Source organism: Anaerobacillus sp. QJM3NY_32, assembly GCF_056173645.1.
Window position 1 is genome coordinate 1,992,057 of the sequence record NZ_CM149684.1, and the last position, 21,915, is coordinate 2,013,971.

Annotated in this window: 22 protein-coding genes and 1 pseudogene; 18 read left to right on the forward strand and 5 right to left on the reverse strand. The window is 40.3% G+C overall.

Features of this window, described 5'->3' with window-relative positions:
- Positions 1–14 precede the first annotated feature (14 nt).
- The 3 genes from AC0VYH_RS10625 (at position 15) to AC0VYH_RS10635 (ending at position 1,086) form a co-directional block, all read left to right on the forward strand.
- A complete protein-coding gene (locus AC0VYH_RS10625; protein ID WP_430242485.1) occupies positions 15–221 on the forward strand; it encodes a small acid-soluble spore protein Tlp in 207 nt (68 codons plus the stop codon).
- Between the two features lie 116 nt (positions 222–337).
- The gene (locus AC0VYH_RS10630; protein ID WP_283152181.1) at positions 338–778 is read left to right on the forward strand and encodes an acyl-CoA thioesterase; all 441 of its coding nucleotides are present in this window, start codon (positions 338–340) and stop codon (positions 776–778) included.
- Positions 778–1,086 (forward strand): hypothetical protein, encoded by a 309-nt coding sequence (locus AC0VYH_RS10635; protein ID WP_430242484.1) that lies wholly within the window; start codon positions 778–780, stop codon positions 1,084–1,086. Before AC0VYH_RS10630 ends, AC0VYH_RS10635 begins: the two co-directional genes overlap by 1 nt.
- A gap of 42 nt (positions 1,087–1,128) precedes the next feature.
- On the opposite strand, the gene AC0VYH_RS10640 is transcribed toward AC0VYH_RS10635, so the two are convergent.
- Positions 1,129–1,419, reverse strand: coding sequence for a HesB/YadR/YfhF family protein (locus AC0VYH_RS10640; protein ID WP_303531430.1), 291 nt, complete (start codon positions 1,417–1,419; stop codon positions 1,129–1,131).
- 193 nt (positions 1,420–1,612) lie between these two features.
- On the opposite strand from AC0VYH_RS10640, the gene AC0VYH_RS10645 reads away from it, so the two are divergent.
- The 5 genes from AC0VYH_RS10645 (at position 1,613) to AC0VYH_RS10665 (ending at position 4,570) form a co-directional block, all read left to right on the forward strand.
- Positions 1,613–2,539: an SGNH/GDSL hydrolase family protein gene (locus AC0VYH_RS10645; protein WP_475373740.1), complete on the forward strand. Its 927-nt coding sequence runs from the start codon at positions 1,613–1,615 to the stop codon at positions 2,537–2,539.
- Positions 2,540–2,607: 68 nt separating this feature from the next.
- On the forward strand, positions 2,608–3,435 hold the full coding sequence (locus AC0VYH_RS10650) for an SGNH/GDSL hydrolase family protein (RefSeq protein WP_430242480.1): 828 nt from the start codon (positions 2,608–2,610) through the stop codon (positions 3,433–3,435).
- 16 nt (positions 3,436–3,451) lie between these two features.
- Positions 3,452–4,105 (forward strand): uracil-DNA glycosylase family protein, encoded by a 654-nt coding sequence (locus tag AC0VYH_RS10655; RefSeq protein WP_430242478.1) that lies wholly within the window; start codon positions 3,452–3,454, stop codon positions 4,103–4,105.
- Between the two features lie 138 nt (positions 4,106–4,243).
- Complete coding sequence (locus tag AC0VYH_RS10660; protein ID WP_194221526.1) at positions 4,244–4,381, forward strand: hypothetical protein; 138 nt, start codon at positions 4,244–4,246, stop codon at positions 4,379–4,381.
- Between the two features lie 93 nt (positions 4,382–4,474).
- Positions 4,475–4,570, forward strand: a complete 96-nt coding sequence (locus tag AC0VYH_RS10665; RefSeq protein ID WP_425589651.1) for a putative holin-like toxin — start codon at positions 4,475–4,477, stop codon at positions 4,568–4,570.
- Here AC0VYH_RS10665 and AC0VYH_RS10670 read toward each other — a convergent pair whose 3' ends face one another.
- Positions 4,571–5,458, reverse strand: coding sequence for a helix-turn-helix domain-containing protein (locus tag AC0VYH_RS10670; protein ID WP_430242476.1), 888 nt, complete (start codon positions 5,456–5,458; stop codon positions 4,571–4,573). It lies immediately after the preceding gene.
- A 132-nt stretch (positions 5,459–5,590) separates the two neighbouring features.
- On the opposite strand from AC0VYH_RS10670, the pseudogene AC0VYH_RS10675 reads away from it, so the two are divergent.
- A pseudogene (locus tag AC0VYH_RS10675) lies at positions 5,591–5,785 on the forward strand (SDR family oxidoreductase); the annotation flags it as partial.
- Between the two features lie 93 nt (positions 5,786–5,878).
- Here AC0VYH_RS10675 and AC0VYH_RS10680 read toward each other — a convergent pair.
- A complete protein-coding gene (locus tag AC0VYH_RS10680; protein WP_475373741.1) occupies positions 5,879–6,430 on the reverse strand; it encodes a hypothetical protein in 552 nt (183 codons plus the stop codon).
- A gap of 196 nt (positions 6,431–6,626) precedes the next feature.
- Between AC0VYH_RS10680 and dat the strand changes: the two genes are divergently transcribed.
- The 4 genes from dat to AC0VYH_RS10700 all read left to right on the forward strand — a co-directional run bounded on the left by dat (position 6,627) and on the right by AC0VYH_RS10700 (position 13,804).
- Entirely contained in the window at positions 6,627–7,448 is an 822-nt protein-coding gene (dat, locus tag AC0VYH_RS10685) for a D-amino-acid transaminase (RefSeq protein WP_430246224.1), read from the forward strand.
- A 212-nt stretch (positions 7,449–7,660) separates the two neighbouring features.
- On the forward strand, positions 7,661–9,148 hold the full coding sequence (cshA, locus tag AC0VYH_RS10690; RefSeq protein WP_242057383.1) for a degradosome RNA helicase CshA: 1,488 nt from the start codon (positions 7,661–7,663) through the stop codon (positions 9,146–9,148).
- Positions 9,149–9,340: 192 nt separating this feature from the next.
- On the forward strand, positions 9,341–12,985 hold the full coding sequence (locus tag AC0VYH_RS10695; RefSeq protein ID WP_475373742.1) for a dynamin family protein: 3,645 nt from the start codon (positions 9,341–9,343) through the stop codon (positions 12,983–12,985).
- Between the two features lie 3 nt (positions 12,986–12,988).
- On the forward strand, positions 12,989–13,804 hold the full coding sequence (locus tag AC0VYH_RS10700; protein ID WP_475373743.1) for a sulfurtransferase: 816 nt from the start codon (positions 12,989–12,991) through the stop codon (positions 13,802–13,804).
- Between the two features lie 40 nt (positions 13,805–13,844).
- Here AC0VYH_RS10700 and AC0VYH_RS10705 read toward each other — a convergent pair whose 3' ends face one another.
- Both AC0VYH_RS10705 and AC0VYH_RS10710 read right to left on the reverse strand, forming a co-directional pair.
- On the reverse strand, positions 13,845–15,002 hold the full coding sequence (locus AC0VYH_RS10705; protein ID WP_475373744.1) for an aminotransferase A: 1,158 nt from the start codon (positions 15,000–15,002) through the stop codon (positions 13,845–13,847).
- 353 nt (positions 15,003–15,355) lie between these two features.
- Positions 15,356–16,807, reverse strand: a complete 1,452-nt coding sequence (locus AC0VYH_RS10710; RefSeq protein WP_475368963.1) for a PucR family transcriptional regulator — start codon at positions 16,805–16,807, stop codon at positions 15,356–15,358.
- 135 nt (positions 16,808–16,942) lie between these two features.
- Here AC0VYH_RS10710 and AC0VYH_RS10715 point away from each other — a divergent pair, with 135 nt between their 5' ends.
- The 5 genes from AC0VYH_RS10715 (at position 16,943) to ablB (ending at position 21,915) form a co-directional block, all read left to right on the forward strand.
- Positions 16,943–18,313 (forward strand): aspartate aminotransferase family protein, encoded by a 1,371-nt coding sequence (locus AC0VYH_RS10715; RefSeq protein WP_475367329.1) that lies wholly within the window; start codon positions 16,943–16,945, stop codon positions 18,311–18,313.
- 18 nt (positions 18,314–18,331) lie between these two features.
- Positions 18,332–19,024 carry a CoA transferase subunit A gene (locus tag AC0VYH_RS10720; protein WP_430246235.1) on the forward strand — a complete coding sequence of 231 codons (693 nt, stop codon included), beginning with the start codon at positions 18,332–18,334 and terminating at the stop codon, positions 19,022–19,024.
- Complete coding sequence (locus AC0VYH_RS10725; RefSeq protein WP_475367330.1) at positions 18,994–19,656, forward strand: 3-oxoacid CoA-transferase subunit B; 663 nt, start codon at positions 18,994–18,996, stop codon at positions 19,654–19,656. The genes AC0VYH_RS10720 and AC0VYH_RS10725 overlap by 31 nt, the downstream gene beginning before the upstream one ends.
- On the forward strand, positions 19,653–20,903 hold the full coding sequence (locus AC0VYH_RS10730; protein ID WP_430246239.1) for a peptidase: 1,251 nt from the start codon (positions 19,653–19,655) through the stop codon (positions 20,901–20,903). The genes AC0VYH_RS10725 and AC0VYH_RS10730 overlap by 4 nt, the downstream gene beginning before the upstream one ends.
- A 127-nt stretch (positions 20,904–21,030) precedes the next feature.
- Positions 21,031–21,915: a putative beta-lysine N-acetyltransferase gene (ablB, locus tag AC0VYH_RS10735; protein ID WP_430246242.1), complete on the forward strand. Its 885-nt coding sequence runs from the start codon at positions 21,031–21,033 to the stop codon at positions 21,913–21,915.

The following is a 21,915-nucleotide window of genomic DNA, read 5'->3' on the forward strand; positions in this document are numbered from 1 at the left end:
CGGGAGGGCTTATGATGGTATCTAAACGAGATGATCGCAGCGATAATGCAGAGAAGTTATCTAAAATAATTCAGGATACGAAAGAGAATATTCATGATTCTGAAGCTTCGTTAGAATTTACGGATAGCGATTTGCAGAAAAAAGCTATTCAAGATAAAAACCAGCACCGAAAAGAGAGTATTCAGGCGCTGGAAAATGAAGTGAAAGACGAAACAAAGTAATAGCGATTTAAAGAACTGAGTGACAATAAGTCACTCAGTTCTTCTCATTCATGCTTCATGGGTGGATTATGGTAAAATAACATATACACCACGTTGAAGTTAGGAGAGGAAAGATTATGTACATAGCAACTACGTCTATTGATGTTCGATATGCAGAAACAGATCAAATGGGAGTCGTATATCATGCCAACTATCTCATCTGGTTTGAACTCGGACGAACGTCGCTAATCAATGATTTAGGATTCCGTTATGCTGATATGGAAAAAGAGGGGATTCTTTCTCCCGTTGTAGATATTAAAGCAAGCTACAAACGACCTGTCAGGTATGGGGATGAAGTAAATGTAAGAACCTGGGTCGAGCATTATGATGGGCTTCGTGTGAATTACGGCTATGAAGTCATAAACGGAGAGGGCGAGATTTGTGTTACGGGCGAATCGATGCATACGTGTGTAAAGCGAGATACGTTCCGTCCTGTCTCAATACGTAGAAAATTTCCGGAATGGCATCAGGCGTATGAACAAGCGAAGAAACAATCTGTTTCTACTGGAGCAGAATAATGGCCTTTGGTCTGTCGAAGCGAGAGCTAGCAGAATGGAAGGCAGCCGTTTCGAACGGAGAGGTCGCTTTATTGACTCATTTTTGGTATGATCCTCGCTTTCCACAGTATCACTCTGTGACGAAAGCAGGGTGTCGTAATAAAGAAAAGCTTGCCCGATGGGGAGAACAGTATGGTTTAAAAAGAGAGTGGATGCATGACCGTGAAGAATTTCCGCACTTTGACCTGTTAGGGGATGACCAGATCCGTATTCTTGAAGCAGAGGGTCTTGCAGCGCACATTCACCGATTTAGATTAACAAAAAAGTGAAATAAAAAACGCGAAAGCTTCTCGCTTTCGCGTTTTTCTCAATCAATTTCCGTGTACAAATTCTATTTCCTCTTTTTTTCGGCTGAATTTTACAGCGAAATCCTGATCCTCAAAGAACCAGATATCTTTTTGTTCTACAAAAAAGGTTATGCCTTCTTCTTCAACTGTAAGAGCAGGTTCCGTTGGTTCTTCCACAGTCATACCAAGGGAAAAGCCATCTTGAACAGTGCTGCAGCCACCTACACGTACAAAAAAGCGGAGGTTGTCACCTTTTTCAAGATCCATTTCTCGTTTAAACCAGTTCAATGCGGGTTTTGTAATTGTCATTTTCAAGTGTATTTCCTCCTTTGCCGTACGAGTCTTCTCGTACTATTATAAAGAAGTAGCGCCAACTTGCAAAAAGAAAAAGGTTATAAAGCGAAATAATGGCAATAAATCCACTTAAATATGTAAACCATCTCTTAATTCACGTTACATCAGCATAGAATAAGGGTATAAAAGGAAGTGTAATGAGGAGGTTTTTGGAATGAAAAAACAGAGAATATGGCTGTTTTTATTCCTCATTCTTGCTGCGGGTATTTTACTCAGTGTTAAACCAATTATGGAACACCGTAGTCAGCGTTTGAATGAAATAAAGCAAGCCGCATCCATGATGGTTATGAATGAAGCGCCGAATGAAACGGTCATCTCATCGATCGCGAATAAAAATGATCGAGAGAAAACGGATATAGTACCTGAAGTCTCTAAAGAAAAGTCAGATTCATCAGAACCTGAAGAAGTAACGCAGCCTGAAGATCCCGATATAAGAATGGTGGGATTAGGAGACTCACTGACGAAGGGTAGTGGTGACTCGACAGGGCAAGGGTACATTGGTCGACTTGCTGCGAATATAAAGAATGAAACAGATACGTCTGTACTTGTAGAGAACTACGCTGTTCATGGAAGGCAGACGCCAAAATTATATAAGATGTTAAACGAAGACGATGTGCAGGATTCCCTTTCAGAAGCAGATGTGATCGTCATGAGTATTGGTGGAAACGATCTAATGAAAGTTGTGAAAGAACATTTTCTAGATTTACAAATGGACGTTTTTCAACAAGAACAAACAAACTATGTAGAACGTCTAAGTGCCATTATGAAACGAATTAGAAGTATTAATTCCGACGCGCCGATTTTATTTATTGGTCTTTATAATCCTCTATTAGAGAATTTTCAATCGGTAACGGAAATTGATCAAATTGTGCAAAGGTGGAATGGAGCAAGTGAAGATACGGTCCTTAAAGATGGTAACACATCCTTTGTACCCGTGTATGAATTGTTTAATTCTGTAGATGAGAACTTGTTTTTTGATGATGGCTTTCATCCAAATGATCAAGGATACGAACTAATGGCGAGGCAGATTCAATATCGGTTGAAGCAGGATGAGTTATTAGAAGAAATCCCATTTGAATAGTTCATATACGAGTGAACTTCCGTTTGATAGAATAATAGGTACAATCGTTAGAGTAAAGGAAAATGACAATGAATCGATTTATGAAGCTAATCCTCATCTCGTTAACGCTCCTAGTATTTGTGGGAGCGAGCGCCTTAACCTATGTCTATTTTAAGGATGATCCAGAGCTAACGGACTCACTCCCTGTGAGTGATGAAATAAAGGAAACCTTTCAAGATGAAGAACCCATTCCTCAGAAAGTGCCAGATAATGTGCGGATTGTTGGTCTTGGTGATTCCTTAACAAAAGGCGTCGGTGACCAAGAAAAAAAGGGATATATCGGTTATGTAAGTGATTATTATTTTGAAGATGAACAGAATGCAAAGGTTACACTAGATAACTATGCGATAACTGGTAGTGAAACGGAAGATCTCATAAAAAGATTAGAAGAGAATGAAGTTCAAAGCGGTGTCAAAAAAGCGGATTATATCTTCTTAACGATCGGTGGAAATGATTTGTTTGGTGTTGTTAAAAATCATTTCATGAATCTTGATCAACAATATTTCTCTCTTCAAGAAAAGATTTATTTAGAAAATTTGACGACGATATTAGATAAGCTTAGAAGTTTAAATGGTGATGCACCAATTTATTTTACAGGTTTATTCAATCCGTTCTCAAAAGCTTTTGGGGATATTCCAGAAATGAATGAAATCGTAGACGATTGGAATGATGGTAGCCAATTAACTGTTTCAAATTATTCTGAAGTTACGTTTGTTCCAGTTGCCGATCTCTTCCTTGAGAGTGATGAGAACCTTCTATATGAAGATGCCTTTCATCCAAATGAAGATGGGTATCATTTAATGGGGGATCGGATTGTCTCTTATTTAGAAGAAAACAACGTAGCATTTAATCAATAAAGGTAGGGAACCATTTATGGATACGGTAGAAAAGTTTGAACAGCAATACGTAGCCCTCGCCCAACAGTATGAAGTGTCGGAAGTGATGACACCAAAATCAAAGCTCATCTTCATACTAGAGTCTCCTCACGTTTCTGAAGTGGAAAATGGTGTACCGGTCGCAGGACCTTCAGGAGCTACAATGTCAAAAAAGCTATTTGGTCCGGAGTATTCACATCCACTCGGCCTCTTGCTGAAGAAACATCAGGAAGAAAGTATAGAAAGGCCATCGCTTGACATTGTGGGATTGCTTAACGTATGCAATATTCCGATGCAATCGAAACCATATGCTGAGAGTGATCGAAATGCTAACAGTGAATTACTTGAACACTTAAGTAAAATCCGAACATCTAATCAAAAGACCCCTTTTAAAGATAATGAGTTACTAGCTGTGCAGCAACTTATATTAGAGAAGTTTAGAAATCGACTGAAGGCGATTTCTGATCGGGAACTAACGATCATTCCTTGTGGACGATTTGCTCAAAAGTTCTTTCAGCTAGCTAATGTGTCAAGTGAAAAATGGACGGTCATAATGGATGTTCCTCATCCTTCGTATAATTCTTGGAGTCGCGAACGTTACCAGGATGCGATTAACAATGTATTAGATGAATTCAATCGTCATAAAATATAAGAATGTTTATTTGATTCCCCAAAAAGCCCCGTTCTCTTGAGAACGGGGCTTTTGCCATTTAGTAGAGAAGCACATATAGCAAATGCATAAATATTGGATGCGTTGTAATATAAATGTAATGAAGGGAGGGGTGACAAAATGAAGAAATGGGCAGCTTTACTTCTTCTATCTCTCGTTGTAGTGAGTGGGTACGCGATCGCACCAAATGACTCATCACAAATGGTACAGGCCTCTGCTTATGTGGTGCAAGATGAAGATTTACCTTATTGTCATTAATTAAAGAAAAGGGGTCTGAAGTGTGTTGGTATCTTTCCAAGTTATCATTTGTCGAATGAATAGCCCTTAACCTCTTTGAAAGGAGGACGTACAATGGAAGAACTCACATTGTTTATCACGGCTGGCCTGTTCTTCGTGTCTCTCTTCAATTTTATTGTTATCTTAATCGAGAAAACAAAGCACAAATAGTTAGGCTTCGTGGACAATACCTATTTTTTTAACATAATTTTCAACGTGAGTCTTAAAGTTATTATTTTGGTCTAGTTCAAAGATCGTAGATGCTGTCTTCAGATATTCAATTGCCAGCTCTTGATTCCCAAGCAAATAATGGAGCTTACCGCACTGGTAACTAAGTTCGCCAAAAAGATAGAGGCGCTGCTTCTCCCTGCAAAGCAGAAATCCTTCCCTAGCAATCGAGAGAGCTTTCTCATAGTTTCTGCAGGTGGATAGCGCTTTTGAGTAATTATAATAAAGGCGAATTTCGATCGTTTCATCCTTAATAATGGGGAAAAAGCGAACGTGATAAAGAGCTTTATGAAATAACGGCAGAGCACATTCCCACTCTTTTTCCTCACTATGCAAAATGGCCATACTAATTAAAATTTCGATTTCACGTTCCGAGAAATTTTTAGACGTTGTCGTAGTAAGATGAAGGGCTTCATGGAGAAGTAGAAGGGCTGTAGAGGCATTATGTTCAAGATAATACGTACAAATAGCTTTATGCCAGAGATAAAACTGCTGGTTTTTGATTGTTCGGAAAAGGGGGTTCGATTCTTCTGCTTCAAGAATATCAGATACTTCATTATACTCACGTCGCTTAATGTGCCTTCTGACTTGGCGGATCACTTCATTAACGTAATCAAGTCGAGGGGTTTCCTTCATATGAAAAAAGTAATTAATATCAACACCGAGTCTGGAAGCAAGTTGGTACAGTAATTCTGCAGATGGTGAGACATCATTATTTTCAATTTGACTAATTAATGCCTGTGTACAAATGCCTTCCGATAAATCGGCCTGTGAGAGTCCAAGGTACAATCGAAGTTCACGCATCGCATATCCGAGTGTATCCTGACGCACCTGTAATCCCCCTTTTTTATCCAATTGTATCATGGATGTTTGTTTCCTATACATATTTTTCTAAATGACGTGAAAGATTACTATAATTTTATTATGTGAACATATAAGGTGCAGGAGTTTTCTTATTTTTAGAGAAACCTCTGTACAGAAAAATTATTAGAAAATAAACAATATCTTAAGGAGATCCTTGATCGAACGCCAATGAACAGAGTAGGTGAACTAAAAGATCTCGTAGGGGCAGCTGTGTTCTTATCCTCTGAAGCAGCAAACTACATAACAGGACAAACGTTGTTCGTAGACGGTGGAATGACGGTTTATGGATTCTAATTAGTAGTATTGTTCGTGAATAGTGGTTATATTTTGAATGTTTCTCGCACATAGCTAATAAAAAACCGTTACAATATGTAACGGTTTTTCCGATTAATCGACTAAGTCAGCTGAGAAACTAGGAGCTGTCAGTCCAGCATCTTCGTAGACAGTAGCCATTTTTTCTTCGAAAGAAGCGAATTGAGCGTCTGATTCTTCATACGTTGCTTCCGGGTCATCCGAAAGATTCGCAGCTCTTGTTTCATATGATTTTGCAAGCTCTTCTAAAGCAGCTTCGATATCACTTTTGTATGTTTCAAGTTCAGCAGGAATTTCCATGGCACGCACATCTTCAGCAACGGTCTTTGCAGCAGATTCTGCATCAGACTTCATCGTTGCAAGCTCTTCATCAGAAGGCTTTTCTTCAGCGACTTTAGCAGCTTCAAATTCATAAATTGGTGAATCGCTTTTGTTGACGGTTTGAATTAAGTTCAATTGAAAATCGAGCAGATCACTTTTTACATCTGATTCATTTGCACTGCTTGTTTCTTCTGAGTTTGCGGAATTAGTAGTAGCGTTAGAATCGTTCTCATTTGAAGCGCCATTGTTACTACAAGCAGCTACAAATACAAACAGTAGCATCACGAGAGGTAAAAATCTTTTCATTCAAAACCCTCCTAATTTTTAGAAAAATCATCTTACGAGTACAAATTTTAGTTTATTAGGAAGGTTTTGTAAACTACTAAACTACTATTTGGCATAAAATGTAATAAGTAAAACTATTCAGATAAATGCGTTCATAGTCCGTGCTTAAAATATGTTAAGGTAGAGAAGGAGAAAATAGAAGGTAGGAGTGAGCATAATGATTTTATTTAATCAGGATTTGATTACAAGAGAGCAGGCAACCATTGATATTGAAGATCGTGGTTATCAATTTGGAGATGGTGTTTATGAAGTAATCCGTATTTATAACGGAAGCTTTTTTGAGTTGGATGCTCACCTGGAACGTTTAGAACGAAGCGCGAGCGAGATCAAGATTTCTTTACCGTTTACTCAAAAAGAAATCAAGGGGAAAATCGAGCAACTTGTGGCTGCTAATCGCGTACATAGCGGGCACGTCTACATGCAAGTAACACGAGGCGTAGCTCCACGAAATCATCCCTTCCCGGCAAAATCAGAACCTGTGCTTGTCGCTTATACGAAAGAATATGAGAAAGAACCATCACGCGCACCAGGTCAAGCGATTTTTATGGAAGATATCAGATGGTTAAGATGTGATATTAAAAGTTTGAATTTACTTGGGAATGTATTGGCTAAACAATCTGCAACGGAGCAGAACGTTGACGAAGCGATTTTTCATCGTGGCGACTTGGTAACTGAAGGAAGTTCTACGAATGTTTTTATAGTGAAAAATAACATCCTTTATACTCATCCAGCTAACAACTTTATTTTAGATGGGATCACGAGACGGGTTATCCTTTCGGTTGCTTCTGAACTAGGTATTCAAATAAAGGAAGAAGCGTTTACAAAGCAGGAGCTGCTTGAAAGTGATGAAGTTTTCATTTCTAGTACAACCCAAGAAGCAAGACCAATTGTTGAGGTGGATGGCCGGCAGATTGGGAACGGAAAAGAAGGTGAGATAACCTCATCCCTTCATGCTAAGTTTGCTAGTCGTTTGTCATAACTAGAAGGTGTTGTTAAAATATTTTTAGTGTGCGCAGTTGAAATTTGCGCATATTAATGGTACTGTTATCTTTGGCTATATGTGAAAGAAGAGTTGCTTGTTCCGAGCGTTTTCCAACATTAGGGAAATGCTTTTTTTGAACACTATCAGGAGATTTTTCTCCCGTCTATAGCATTTAATGCATTTTAAAAGTAAAAAGGAGTTTTTAAAAGTTGAAAAAATTTCAAGATCTAGGTTTAAGTAATACGCTGCTAGAAGCAGTTAATCAAATGGGATTCGAAGAAACAACACCAATTCAAGCAGGTACGATTCCTCTAGCGCTTGAAGGCAAAGACGTTATCGGCCAGGCTCAAACTGGTACTGGTAAAACGGCTGCTTTTGGTATCCCAATGATTGAAAAAATCGACACTTCTCTATCTCATGTACAGGGAATCATTCTTGCGCCAACACGTGAGCTTGCTGTACAGGTTGCAGAAGAATTGAACCGTATTGGTCAAGCAAAAGGCGTGCGTGCCCTTCCTATATATGGTGGACAAAGCATCGTTCACCAAATCAAAGCACTTAAAAAGAGACCTCAACTAGTTGTTGCAACTCCAGGGCGTCTGATCGACCATATGGAACGTAAAACAATCCGTCTTCAAGAAGTATCTTTTGTTGTCCTTGATGAAGCAGATGAAATGCTTAACATGGGCTTCATTGAAGATATCGAAAAGATTCTTAAAGGTGTTCCAGACAAGCGTCAAACGCTTCTGTTCTCTGCTACAATGCCGAAACGTATCGCGATTCTTGCAGAGAAATTCATGAGCAATCCTGAAACAGTTAGAACAAAATCAAAAGAAATGACTGTTCCTTCAATCGAACAGCATTACTATGAAGTTCGTGATTCTAAGAAATTCGATATTCTTTGTCGCCTTCTTGATACTCAGTCTCCTGAGCTTGCAATTGTATTTGCAAGAACTAAGAAACGCGTTGATGAAGTATCTGAAGGACTTAAGAAACGTGGATACATGGCTGAAGGAATTCACGGTGACCTTCCACAGGGTAAACGTGATCAGGTTATTAAACAGTTTAAAGACAGCACAATCGATATCATGGTAGCGACTGACGTTGCTGCACGTGGTCTAGACATTAGTGGTGTTACACACGTTTATAACTTTGATATTCCTCAAGATCCTGAAAGCTACGTTCACAGAATCGGTCGTACTGGCCGTGCAGGTAAGTCAGGTCTTGCTTCGACGTTTATTACTCCACGTGAGTACGATCACCTTAAAGTGATTGAGAAAATTACGAAGAAGTCTATGCAAAAACGTACGATCCCAAGCTTTGCTGAAGCAATGGAAGGCCAGCAGCAAATGGCGATTCAACAGCTTCAAAGCACAATTGAAGAGCAGGATCACTCAGTATACCGTTCATCAGCTGAACAACTTCTCGATGATCACGATTCAGTAACGCTTCTTTCTGCAGCTCTTAAGTTGCTAACAAAAGAGCCGGATACAACTCCGGTTAAAATTACTGAAATTGCACCACTTCGTGCTAAAAAGGCTCATGGCCGTGGCGGCAGTGGCGGTGGAAACCGCAACCGTAACCGCAGTAATGATCGCGGAGGCCGTAAAGGTGGAAGCGGTGGCGGATATCGCGGAGACCGCAACAGCGGTGGCGCTAACAAGCGTCGTAAGTTCAACGACAAAGGAAATAAATAAGATATATGTAGAAGTCGGGAGAAATCCCGGCTTTTTTTATGCGGATTTTTGCTATTGCCCCACGGAAGCTAGGCTTTTGATAGTAGCCATATATTCTTTTATTGATGGTTTTACCGTGTTCATCATGGAGTTTATTTTTTATAATGCTGGGAAAAATCTACTGAAAGCGTTATTCTAAGAGGGACACTATTTATGGAAAGGCAGCGGGATATTATGAAGCATGATCACCAGTCACACACAAAACTAAAAGAGGACGTACTGTTTGAACGTCTTGCACTAATTGAAGAAGAATTAGAGGCTTCGGAAGCATCGAAAATCAAACAACTGATCGACAAGTTGTTGAGTGGTGAACAGCACTTCCTTTTCTCGGGCCATTTTTCTGCAGGGAAATCTTCATTAATAAACGCGTTATTTCAATCAAACCTCTTACCGTCAAGTCCCATACCGGCGAGTGCTAATACAGTTCGTATCCGTTCAGGTGAACCAGGCGCTTCCGTTCATTTCTTGAATGGAAAGAAAATGATTTTTAAAGCGCCGTATGATATTGATCAAGTAAAAGGGTATTGTTTGAACGGAGAAGAGGTCGAACGCGTTGAATTGTCCGCTCCGTCTTCTTTAGAAGAGGACGTTATTTTCATTGATACTCCTGGTATTGATTCAACAGATGAAGCGCATAGGCTATCAACGGAATCTTCGATGTATTTAGCTGATGTTGTTTTCTATGTGATGGATTACAATCATGTTCAATCTGAAGTGAATTACCAATTCATCCGAGAACTTTATCGTCAAAATAAAAAAATCATCTTAATTGTGAACCAAATTGATAAGCATCATGAATCTGAAATTTCATTCACATCATTTCAGAAATCAGTGGTCGAGTCTTTTGAAACGTGGGGGATGTCTCTCGAATCCTTTTTCTTTATCTCATTACGCGATTACGATCATCCCCATAACCAGTTTCATCAGTTGAAAACATACATTGACGGGCTTTCAAGGAAAACAGATGAAGACAAAGTGAAGCGAATTTTTAATGCAGCAAGAGAGCTTTTGGATGATCTGAATCAAGTAGATGCTCATAACGACGAAGTAGAAGAAGCTTATGAGCAGATGAAAAACAAGCTTGCATTTTCAAAGGAACGCATTGAACTAATCGATCAGGAATTTCAGACTGAAGCGGCGGCTATCCAAAAAAGTGCAATTTTAATGCCATATGAAGTGAGAGAAGCAGGACGAGCGTATCTTGAATCTCTTCAACCAGACTTTAAAGTAGGATTTGTATTTCGTGATAAGAAAACCCAGCAAGAACGAACGGCGAGGTACGAAACTTTCATTGCGGGTTTAAAAGAACAGGTAAAGTCGCAACTAGAGTGGCATTATCAGCAGCTATTACAAAAGCTAGTTTCGACAGCTGGATTAAAAGACGTATCATTTTCTCTCATTGATCAGCCATATGAAGTTGATTTTTCAGTGATACAAGAAGAAGCTAACAAAGGAAACGGTGCAACAGGAGAAGCAGTTCTTCATTATACTGAGAATATCGCTTATCGCTTGAAGACACAGGTCAAGCAGCAAGCAGAACAAAGGAAGGACAAGCTTGTTGATCAAGTCAATTCCGACCACGATAGGCAGGCTGAGGAGCTTAAGCAGTCATTCAAATCTCAAGTCGGAGAAGAGGATGCGGAGACTTTTTTATTAGAGCTGGAAGCTGCTAGTGAGAATACTGAAGAGCTTTGGTCTATTTTGGATGGGAGCCGTGATGAAGAGGCTCGACGTGCGGGAGAGGCATTTAAGAAAAGGTACACGCAAACGGAGGATGTTACTATCGTAGAGTCGACCAAAAGCGATAGTGGACAACAGCGTAAGCAACAGGAGCCTAAAGAGGTGGATTCACCTGAAGGTCAAACTTCTCTTCCTGATCCCGAAGCGACTAGTATCGCCCTTCAAAGAATGGCAGATGAATTAGAGGATCTTCTTGGTTTTGACTATACGAGACAAAACTTGATCAAGCGTGCAAATAAATTATCAGAAAAGTCATTTACGGTCGCATTGTTTGGTGCCTTTAGCGCTGGGAAATCCTCTTTTGCCAATGCGCTCATTGGCGAAAAAATACTGCCTTCTTCTCCAAATCCAACAACGGCTACGCTTAATCGTATTTGCCCGGTAACAGAAGATCATGCTCATAAAACGGCGATGATTTATTACAAATCGGAAGAAGAACTTTTGGAGGATTTGAATCATTCCCTTTCTTATTTTGGTGAGCAAGCTTTTTCACTAAGGGATTGTCTCCAAATCATTTCACAAGGGAAATTGTTTAAGAGAGAGTCTTCTGCAACAAAACCTCATGCCCTTTTCCTAAGAGCTGTACTTGAAGGTGAAGCTGAGCTAGCATACCTCGGTAAGGAACGTGAAGTCACACTGGATGACTATGAGGATATGGTCGTAAATGAGTCAAAAGCGGCCTTCGTTGCTTCTATCTCGCTCTATTATGATTGTACTTTAACGCGAAAGGGAATAACGCTTGTAGACACTCCAGGGGCAGATTCCATCAACGCACGACATACAGGTGTAGCGTTTCAATATATGAAAGCAGCCGATGCTATTCTTTACGTCACCTATTACAATCATGCATTTTCAAAAGCAGATCGAGAGTTCCTCATTCAGCTTGGACGAGTGAAAGACGTTTTTGAAATGGATAAAATGTTCTTTCTTCTTAATGCATCTGATCTTGCTGCAGATGACGAAGAGCTCGAAATCGTTCTTGATCATGTTACAAATCAGTTACAGCAGTACGGTATTCGCTATCCTGCACTGTATCCTGTCTCAAGTCTTGCAGGAATGCTTGCTTCTGAAGAGAATGTAAGTGAAAAAGAGGCTAAGTTTCTTGCGGCGTTACCAGAAAAATTGAGACAAAAAGGCGGTATTAAGCGGTTTGAATCGCGCTTCTATCATTTTATTCGCAAGGATCTTTCAAAAATGGCAGTGGAGTCCAGCTTAACTGAATTAACAAGTGTGATGAGCGAAATCGAGCGTTGGATCGAGAACTTTGAATTAAATGCGAGTGAAAAAGAACAGCAGATCACAGAGTTTCGTAATCAGAGTGACGAAGCAAATAGGAAGATTAATCACTATTCAAACACTTCATCTGAAAAGCTGATCAAACAAGAATTAACAGAACTTGTTCATTATATTCCTCAGCGTCTTTTTTATCGATTTAATGATTTCTTTAAGGAAGCCTTTAACCCATCGACTATTCAAGGGCGTGAAGGACTGCAACCTGCTTCAGAAACGCTGGTTGAAGATATTGAACAAGATTTATTACAGGAGCTCAGGGCAGCTTCTCTTCGAATCGATCGATTTATGAAGCGAGAAATTCAAAAGAGTGAGAAAGAAATACAAAAGCTTATTCGAGAAATGCTATCTGATTTTCATTACAGCAGTCTACCTGATCGGGACATGGAAACCCCGCAGTTTGATGAGTCTCTTACATCATGGATAGCGGTTGACCGTGTTTTAAAGCACGCTCGTAGCTCCTTTAAATCTTCGAAGCAATTTTTCGAACAGAGTGGAAGAGATACGCTTCATGATGAGTTGAAAAATGAGTTTCAACTACCTGTTAATAACTATTTGAAAACAGAACATAAAGTGATTGAAGAGGCGGCTACGAATTTCTTTGATCAATTAATTGTAGAGGTAAAAGGCGAAATGATGAAAGAAGTTACATCATATGTCAAGGCCAGAACAACGATGCTAACAAGCGATATATCAAAAGATTTCCTTGAAACTAAGCGAAATAAAGCTTTCGAATTTCAAACGGAGCTACTGTCGAAGGGAGAATAGGAAATGAAAAATCTAGTTTCAATTGAATGGCTATCAGATCATTTGTATGATGAGCAATTAGTGATTGTGGACTGTCAATTTGAACTTGGCAATCCAGAAAACGGTTATGCTTCCTATTTAAAAGGTCACATTCCAGGAGCGAAGTATGCTGATCTCGAAAAAGATTTATCTGGTGAAGTTGGAGAGCATGGTGGAAGACATCCTTTACCTGATCAAGAACAGCTCCAGACGCTCGTTGAAAGGCTAGGGATTGAGCAGGATTCGAAAGTGATCCTATACGACCATGAGTATGGTGCTATGGCAGCAAGATTATGGTTTCTACTCGGATTTGCTGGCCATAAAGCGCGTGCTGTTCTTGATGGGGGTCTTCAAGCTTGGAGAGGGGAGGGGCATAAACTTGAGACGAAAGTTCGACAAGTAACTCCTTCATCGTATCCTATAAGTCTTGATAAATCGATGATTGTTTCTATGAATGATGTGAAGCAGGCGCAGATAGAAGGGCGCACAATTATTGATTCGAGAGCAAGCGAGCGCTATTCTGGAGAGATAGAACCTATTGATCCTAAAGCAGGTCATATACCAGGCGCTATCAATTACTTCTGGAAGAATAACCTTAATGATAATAAAACATGGAAAGACCCTGAAGAGAGAGTAGGGGAGAAAGAGCATGGTCATGAACCAATTGTATACTGTGGTTCTGGTGTGACTGCTTGTGTTAACCTGCTTGCTTTACAAGAGGCAGGTATTCATGCAAAGCTTTATCCTGGAAGTTATAGTGACTGGATCTCCTATGAAGAAAATCAAATTGAAACAAAATAAACGAAACGCCAGCCCTTACGAGGGCTGGCGTTTATTCATTCTATCTAAGGGTGTGAATGAACTTTTCTAAGCGATCCATACCTTCTTTTAGTACATCAAGTTTATAAGCGAAAGAAATTCTTACATAGCCTTCACCGAGTGATGAAAAGGCGCTTCCTGGTACAACTGCTAAATTACCTTCTTTCGCGAGTTTCATTGCAAAGTCAAATGAAGATAAGCCGAACTCCTGAATGGAAGGCAAGATATAGAAAGCACCGTCAGGCTTGATTGGAGATAACCCCATACCAACTAAGCGATCATAAACATAATTCATTCGTTCCTTGTAAGCAACTCGCATCTCAATCGAGTCTTGCAATCCATTCTGTAACGCTTCTAGAGCGGCGTACTGAGATACTGATGAAGCACAGGAGACATTATACTGATGAACTTTCAAGATATGCTGGCATAGTTCTACTGGGGCGAAGAGAAAGCCAATGCGCCATCCTGTCATAGCGTGAGATTTAGATAGTCCATTGATTACGATCGTTTTATCACGCATGCCATCAAATTGAGCGATCGAAGAATGATCACCTGAAAAGTTAAGCTCTGAATAAATTTCATCAGATAAAACAAAAATGTTTTTAGCTTTAAGTAAATCAGCAAGATCGGCTAATTCATCATAAGACATCGCAACACCAGTAGGGTTAGATGGGGAAGGTAGAATAATGCATTTTGTTCGCTCTGTTAGGGCATCTTCAATTAGGTCGCGGGTCATTTTAAATCCGTTTTTAGTCGTATCGACGTGTACTGGAGTTGCGCCACATAATGTAATGATTGGCTCATAACCTGGATACACTGGACCTGGCAAAATCACTTCGTCACCTTCAGTGAGAAGTGTTCGAAGTGTCACGTCAATTGCCTGACTTGCTCCTGAAGTGGTAATGATCTCAGATTCAGCTTGGTAGTTAAGAGTGTATTTTGATTGTAGAAAATTAGCTGCTGCCTTTCGAAGTTTTAGGATGCCGGCATTATGAGTATACGTTGTTTTGTTTTCACTAATAGCGGCTTGAGCTGCTTCCTTAATATGAGCTGGTGTCTCAAAATCAGGTTGGCCGATTGTTAATGAAATCATGTTCTCATAATCAGCTACCATATTAAAAAAAGTTCGAATCCCAGAAATCTCAATTTCCTTCACGCGAGGGTTTAATAAATGCTCCATAGGTCTGTCTTCCTTTCCGTCTCTTCTTCTCATAAACATCATTGTAGCATAATTTCTATATTATCGTCGAAATGAAGATGTTCTGTTTATAAAGACATGAAACCTCTGGAAATTCAAGTGTTGATAACTTTGGAAACTATTGATAATATAGGCTTTCTGACACTTATCAACAGATGATTTCGTATACCCGCCCCTGGTATATTTTAAATACATGGGGGTATAGGTGCCGTAGATGGGTTACCCACAAAATTCTGTGGATAACCAATATTCAGATAATTTTCTTCTGAATTGGTCTTCGCTATCGTCTCAATAAAAAAAGCAGATTCCCTATCATTGATAGGGGATCTGCTTTTTTAAATAGCTGGAAGAATGCAATCGGTCCGATAAGCAAGTAGAGCAAACTGAAGCTGCATGCGCTGATCATATGCGTATATATCAATACCGGTGAGCTTTTCTAATTGTTTGATTCGATAGTTTAGTGTATGCCTATGAATAAATAATTTATCAGCTGTCCGGTTAATGACAAGGTTGTTTTCTAGAAAAGATTCAAGTGTCTTCATTAACTGAGCCTGGTGCTTTCGATCATAGTCAACTATTGGTGATAGAAGAGGTGAATAGTAGGGTGAAAGATCTTCGCCATTTTCTTTTAATCGAATGAATAACTGATAAGCACCTAGGTCAGCGAAGGATAGATGATGTTCGTTTCGATATTTAGCAAATTGATGGGCAACCGTAGCTTCTTTAAGTGCTAGTTCAAGCTGTTGTATGCCTATTTTGGTCATGCTGACTCCAATGATAGAAGAGCTCTTTCCTTCTTTGAAAGGAATGGTGTCACCTAAAAGAAGCACAACAATATGATCCATCTTCCTCTTTATTATACCTTTTGTTCTTGTTTCGATTAATTGCTGCTGACAGTCTTGCTCAAGTTTTGTAAGGTTTGATGATGAAAGAACTGCGATTGTATTAGAACCGGTTAAATCATAGCCCATTTCTTTGCTCTTTTTTAATATTATTTTCTCGTCTTCGTAGGATTGGGAGAGTAAAATATCAAGAAAATCAGCTTCGATCTGAGATCTAGTATCTTCAATAATACGTAGTTTTAGAAATTCAATCGCAAAAATATTAGCCGCATGCTTTAAAGCAAGGTGATCGAGTGCCGTGAGTGGTGTTAGTTTCTTGATATGAATTGTTCCAATTGCTTTTCCTTCGGTTTTGATCGGATAGAATTGATCGGTAGAATCATTTTGATTCGTGAGATAAGTCTCTGCTAAAAGAGCATTATCCGCATGATAAATTGAAACAGTGCAGTTTAGTAGTTTCGATAGTGCATCAGTGATAGCTGAAAAGCCAGCATTTTTAATAACAAGTGACGTTAAGTCATCCTGAATACGCTGAGCCTGTGTAAGAATGGACAGTTGTTTATTAACGAGCTGTTCCAAAATGCTTCTTGTAACCATTGAGAAATTCATCGTTCTCGGAATTTCAAGAAGCGGTAATCCGGTTCGGTTCGCCGCTTCGATCATCGCAATCGGAACTACGTCTAGATAAAATCCAGTATGAATGGCAAGAGCAGAGAGCTGTCTGTTCGAAAGGGCATCAATGAGTTTCGCATAAGAATCGGATTTCTCGTGCCATCCGTATGCCGTCGTTATTAAAAACTCCCCTTCATGAAGCCGTGTCATATCTTCCATTACTTCCACGATTGTTAACCATTTAATATCTCGGTCAATTCCTTTTTTTCCAGCAATTAATTTAATTCCACTCATCTCAGGCAGCTGTAAGGCTTCTCGAACTGATAGTCCCATAGGCGTCCCTCCGTCTCTTCTTATCCAAAGCGTACAATAATGTCAGAATTTTTTGTAGATGATGTGGGATAGAATTTTGCTTCATTTCAACATAGGCTATACATATAGACAAAAAAGTGAGGTGTCGATTCGGTGATGAGTAAAAGAACCCACTTAATAAAACCTTTATTAGGAATGGATTATGCCTTTATTTCTCATGGAAAAGGGATCTATTTATATGATGAGGATGGTCATGCGTTTATTGATGGATGTTCAGGTGCTGTGACAGCAAATATCGGCCACGCCGTTCCTGAAATTAAGGAAGCGATGGTAAAGCAAGCCGATCAAGTATCATTTGTTTATCGCTCTCAGTTTACGAGTTCGTCTGCAGAGCTTCTTGCTGAAAGACTATGTCGCCATGCTCCGGGTGATCTGGACTGGGTGTTTTTTGTGAACAGCGGATCAGAAGCATTAGAAACCGCTTTGAAAATAGCCGTTCAGTATTGGCAGGAACTGGGTCGACCAACGAAGAACAGAATCATATCGAGGTGGATGAGCTATCACGGGATTACAATGGGTGCCCTTTCAATGTCCGGTCATGTCATACGTCGGAGTCGCTTTAGCGCGATGTTAGAGCATTATCCAGAACTCTCTCCTCCTTATTGTTACAGATGTTCTTACAATGAGCACTGTCCGAATTGTTCAAAGCACTATGCGCTAGAATTTGAAAAAACGATTCAAAGACTTGGGGCAGAAACAATTGCGGCGTTTGTTTGTGAACCTATCATTGGTGCAGCTGGGGGTGCGGTTGTTCCACCTGATTCCTATTTTAAAGAAATGAAAGCCGTATGTGAGCGCTATGATATTTTGTTTATTGCAGATGAAGTTATGACAGGAGTCGGGAGAACAGGGAAAATGTATGCAATGGAACATTGGGGTGTCGCACCAGATATCTTAGCACTCGGAAAAGGAATGAGCGCAGGTTATACACCGATGGCAGCTACCCTTGTATCTGATCGGATCATACTGGAAATTGAACGCGGATCCAAAGTTGTGCTAAGCGGTCATACGTTTAGTGCAAACCCACTCTCATCTGCTATATGTCTCGCTGTTCTTGACTATATAGAAGAAAATAATCTTGTGAAAAATGCCGAAGAAAAAGGTGGTCTTCTCTTAAAAGGATTAAAAGAGCTTCAATCGATTTATCCTTTTATTGGTGATGTAAGAGGTAAAGGGTTATTAACAGCTATTGAATTTGTTCAGGATCAACTGACGAAGGAACCGTTCTTGCTACAGAATGAAGTGACAAATCGTTTTATCAGAAAATGCTATGACTACGGTTTACTCGTTTACACGGCTGCTGGGGGATTGAATGGGATAGCGGGTGATGCAGTCATTGTGGCACCACCTCTAATCATTCAAGAAAATGAGGTTCATCTCCTTCTGAATAAGCTGAATCAAGCATTAGCTGAATTGGAGAAAGAGCTTACAATAGAAGGCCTCTATAGTAGACGATCGATAAGCTGACGAAAGGATGAGAAATCCGTGAGAAGTAAAAGATGCGCATTGTCAGAGCTCGATCTATTAAGAGATAACATGACGATAATGTGTGGTGGATTTGGTGGAGTAGGTTCACCTCCAACACTTATTCAATGGATTCTTGATTCTGGTATTAAGAATATAACGCTCATTTGTAACGATGCTGGCTTCCCGTGGATTGGACCTGGAAAGCTTGTCACCGAAAAAAGAGTTTCAACACTTATTGCATCTCATATTGGCTCAAATCCTGAAGCAGGAAAACAAATGCATAACGGAGAACTTACCGTTCAATTCTACCCGCAGGGAACGCTGGCAGAAAAGATTCGCGCTGGGGGGATGGGGCTTGGTGGTATTTTAGTAGACGTCGGGCTTGGGACATCTATTGAACACGGAAAGGAAAAGACAATCATTCACGGTAAAGAATATATGATTGAACCTGCTCTTACGGCAGATTTATCTATTATTGCCTGCAAACGTGCTGATCCATATGGAAATCTAATCTACGATCAAAGTGCACGAAACACGAACCCACTTGTCGCCCAAGCAGGTGATGTTACTATCGCTGAATCTGTTGAAATCGTACAAACAGGTGAGCTAGGTCCAGAGGAAATTATCACTCAAGGTGTTTTCGTTGATCACGTCATTGAAAGCAAGGGAGTTGATTGGAAATGGGTATGGGAGCTGAAGCGAGAAAGTTAATTGCACAACGTGCTGCTCGTGAAGTCACGTACGGCATGATGGTTAATCTTGGGATCGGTATTCCTACGCTTGTAGCTGACTTTATTCCAAATTCCCTCGATGTCATGTTGCATACGGAAAATGGCATCTTAGGAATGGGGGGGAGTCCTGAGCAAGGTAAGGAAGATGGAAATCTATCTAACGCCGGGGGATATCCAGTTACCATTCAATCAGGTGCTTCATTTTTTGATAGTGCAGAAGCGTTTGGAATGGTTAGGAGGGGACATCTCGATTTAACGATTCTTGGCGCACTTGAAGTGAGTGGAAGAGGAGATATCGCAAATTGGATCGTACCTGGAAAACGAGTGCCTGGCATGGGTGGGGCTATTGATCTCGCTCAAAAAGCTAAAAAGGTGATTGTATTAATGAGTCATACAACAAAAGATGGGCAGCCCAAAATTGTCAAAGAATGTTCTCTCCCTTTGACGGTAAAAGAAGGTGCACACATAATTATTACAGAGAGAGCTGTTATGCGAATTGATCAGGGAGAGCTTTTTCTTCTCGAAGTGATGCCTGGTTATTCTGTTGAAGATGTGTTAGGCGCTACTGAAGCGGTTGTAAATGTTGATCATGTGGGGAGGCGGACCTCATGAAAGAAGAAATAAACAAATGGATGATGCTTCATCGGGACTATGGGATAGAAATGCTTCAACGCTTTGTTCGTTGTGATAGCGTGCAAGGAAACGAGGCAAATGTGCAAGACCTTGTTCAGTCAGAACTTCATCAACTCGGAATGAAAATAGATCGGTTTACTCCTGGAGACGAAACCCTTAATCATCGTGCATTTTGTGCGAATCGAACAGATTTTACACAAAGCCCTAATGTTGTAGGTGTGTGGAAAGGTAAGGGAGGTGGTCGTTCACTTATTTTGAACGGTCATATTGACGTTGTCCCCCCTGGAAATAGAAGTGACTGGGAGTTAGAACCTTATAGCGGGGAAGTAAAGAACGGCAGGCTGTACGGTAGAGGGGCAACCGATATGAAAGGCGGAAATACGGCGATGCTTCTTGCCTTAAAATGCCTTAAAGATTTGGAGCTTCCTCTAAATGGCGATCTGATCTTTGAAAGCGTAGTGGAAGAAGAAAGTGGGGGAACAGGTACACTTGCGGCAATTGAACGAGGTTACCGTGCTGATGCCGCTCTTATTCCAGAGCCGACGAAGATGAAAGTGTTCCCTAAGCAGCAGGGATCAATGTGGTTTCGTATCACCGTATCAGGGCGCGGTGCACACGGTGGTACGCGTTATGAAGGAGTATCTGCTCTCGAGAAAAGCCTTTCGGTGATTAAAGCCATCCAATTATTAGAGGAACAGCGCAATAATCGAATTACAGACTCTTTATATGAAAACATTCCGATCCCTGTTCCGATTAATATAGGAAAAATTTCAGGTGGAGATTGGCCATCCTCTGTTCCAGATCAAGTAGTTTTAGAAGGAAGAATGGGGGTGATTCCTGGAGAAGAGCTTGATGACGCAAAGCTTGACATGCGCCGTGCCCTAGAAGCTATTGAAGATGATTGGCTAAAGGATCATCCAGTAGAGATCGAGTGGTTTGGAGCAAGATGGCTGCCTGGAGAAGTTGATGAAGATCATCCGCTAGTGGGCGTAATTCGCCGTCATTACGAAGAAGTCACAGGGAAAGATCTCGTTATCGAAGCTTCTCCTTGGGGGACAGATGGGGGATTGCTACAAGAAGAAGGGAATACGCCATCGATTATTTTCGGTCCAGGAGAGACAGCGGTAGCACATTTTGCAAATGAATACATTGAAATTGATCAAATGATGCTTGCAGCAGAACTTTTTGTGCACATCATTCTAGAATGGTGTGGCCAGCATAAGTAGGAGCGGCTATGCCGTTCTTTTTCATGTGGTTCTTTCACTTTGTTTTTCTAATATAGCTTACCTTTAGGAAGGAGTTTACAAAAGAAAGAAGAACTACTGATTTAAGACATGAATGAGGGGGAGGTTAATGGGAAATAAGCGAATTGAAGCGGTTGAGCATTTTTATAAAGGGAGCGATTATGTCTTTACCTGTACGTTTGATACATTTAATGAACGCATTCGTATTGATGTTTATGATGGAAGCGTCCAAGCAGTTATCGCTCATATTCAAGAAGTGTTTACGAGCGAATATTCAAAGTGCATTGTAAAAGTAAAAAGTGAAGATGTTTCCTCCTTTCTTTCAATTGGCTATACCTACGAAGGGAAGATTCGTTTCTATTTTTCTGGTAGTGATGCTCATCTCATGACGAAGTATCGAGCGAATTGGCGTCGAAATAGTGAGTCTTGGGTAGATGAAGACAAGTTATTAAAGGCTGTACAAAACAAACCTCTTACTTCTCTCAAAGGAAACCCTCCTATGCGGATTGGAATTGAAAGTGATGCTGAAGCGCTAGCCAAATTATATCAAACTGTGTTTTCGGTCTACCCAACCCCAATGGATGATCCTAGTTACATTAAGAAAGCTATGAAGAGTGACACGATTTTTTATGTAATGGAAGATCAGGGAATAATCAAAAGTGCCGCCTCAGCTGAAGTGAATCGTACGTATAGAAATGCCGAGATGACGGATTGCGCAACCCTTCCTGAGTATAGGAAAGGTGGAACGATGCGTCACTTAATTCTTGCTTTAGAAACGGAGTTGTTAAAGCAAGAGGTGTACTACGCTTACTCGATCGCGAGGAGTCTTTCTTTTGGAATGAATGCTGTATTTCATCAGCTTCACTATGAATATGGTGGGCGTCTTGTAAACAATGTAAAGATCTATAAAGATTGGGAAAATATGAATCTATGGAGTAAAAAGCTTCTAGGTAGTGCCGGAAAATCAGCACAGATAGATGAAAATTCGGCATAA

Excerpts from the sequence above, each read along its gene's own strand:
- AC0VYH_RS10625 (WP_430242485.1), top strand. The coding sequence starts at position 15 with ATGGTATCTAAACGAGATGATCGCAGCGATAATGCAGAGAAGTTATCT.
- AC0VYH_RS10630 (WP_283152181.1), top strand. The coding sequence starts at position 338 with ATGTACATAGCAACTACGTCTATTGATGTTCGATATGCAGAAACAGAT.
- AC0VYH_RS10635 (WP_430242484.1), top strand. The coding sequence starts at position 778 with ATGGCCTTTGGTCTGTCGAAGCGAGAGCTAGCAGAATGGAAGGCAGCC.
- AC0VYH_RS10645 (WP_475373740.1), top strand. The coding sequence starts at position 1,613 with ATGAAAAAACAGAGAATATGGCTGTTTTTATTCCTCATTCTTGCTGCG.
- AC0VYH_RS10650 (WP_430242480.1), top strand. The coding sequence starts at position 2,608 with ATGAATCGATTTATGAAGCTAATCCTCATCTCGTTAACGCTCCTAGTA.
- AC0VYH_RS10655 (WP_430242478.1), top strand. The coding sequence starts at position 3,452 with ATGGATACGGTAGAAAAGTTTGAACAGCAATACGTAGCCCTCGCCCAA.
- AC0VYH_RS10660 (WP_194221526.1), top strand. The coding sequence starts at position 4,244 with ATGAAGAAATGGGCAGCTTTACTTCTTCTATCTCTCGTTGTAGTGAGT.
- AC0VYH_RS10665 (WP_425589651.1), top strand. The coding sequence starts at position 4,475 with ATGGAAGAACTCACATTGTTTATCACGGCTGGCCTGTTCTTCGTGTCT.
- AC0VYH_RS10680 (WP_475373741.1), bottom strand. The coding sequence starts at position 6,430 with ATGAAAAGATTTTTACCTCTCGTGATGCTACTGTTTGTATTTGTAGCT.
- dat (WP_430246224.1), top strand. The coding sequence starts at position 6,627 with ATGATTTTATTTAATCAGGATTTGATTACAAGAGAGCAGGCAACCATT.
- AC0VYH_RS10695 (WP_475373742.1), top strand. The coding sequence starts at position 9,341 with ATGGAAAGGCAGCGGGATATTATGAAGCATGATCACCAGTCACACACA.
- AC0VYH_RS10700 (WP_475373743.1), top strand. The coding sequence starts at position 12,989 with ATGAAAAATCTAGTTTCAATTGAATGGCTATCAGATCATTTGTATGAT.
- AC0VYH_RS10705 (WP_475373744.1), bottom strand. The coding sequence starts at position 15,002 with ATGGAGCATTTATTAAACCCTCGCGTGAAGGAAATTGAGATTTCTGGG.
- AC0VYH_RS10710 (WP_475368963.1), bottom strand. The coding sequence starts at position 16,807 with ATGGGACTATCAGTTCGAGAAGCCTTACAGCTGCCTGAGATGAGTGGA.
- AC0VYH_RS10715 (WP_475367329.1), top strand. The coding sequence starts at position 16,943 with ATGAGTAAAAGAACCCACTTAATAAAACCTTTATTAGGAATGGATTAT.
- AC0VYH_RS10725 (WP_475367330.1), top strand. The coding sequence starts at position 18,994 with ATGGGTATGGGAGCTGAAGCGAGAAAGTTAATTGCACAACGTGCTGCT.
- AC0VYH_RS10730 (WP_430246239.1), top strand. The coding sequence starts at position 19,653 with ATGAAAGAAGAAATAAACAAATGGATGATGCTTCATCGGGACTATGGG.
- ablB (WP_430246242.1), top strand. The coding sequence starts at position 21,031 with ATGGGAAATAAGCGAATTGAAGCGGTTGAGCATTTTTATAAAGGGAGC.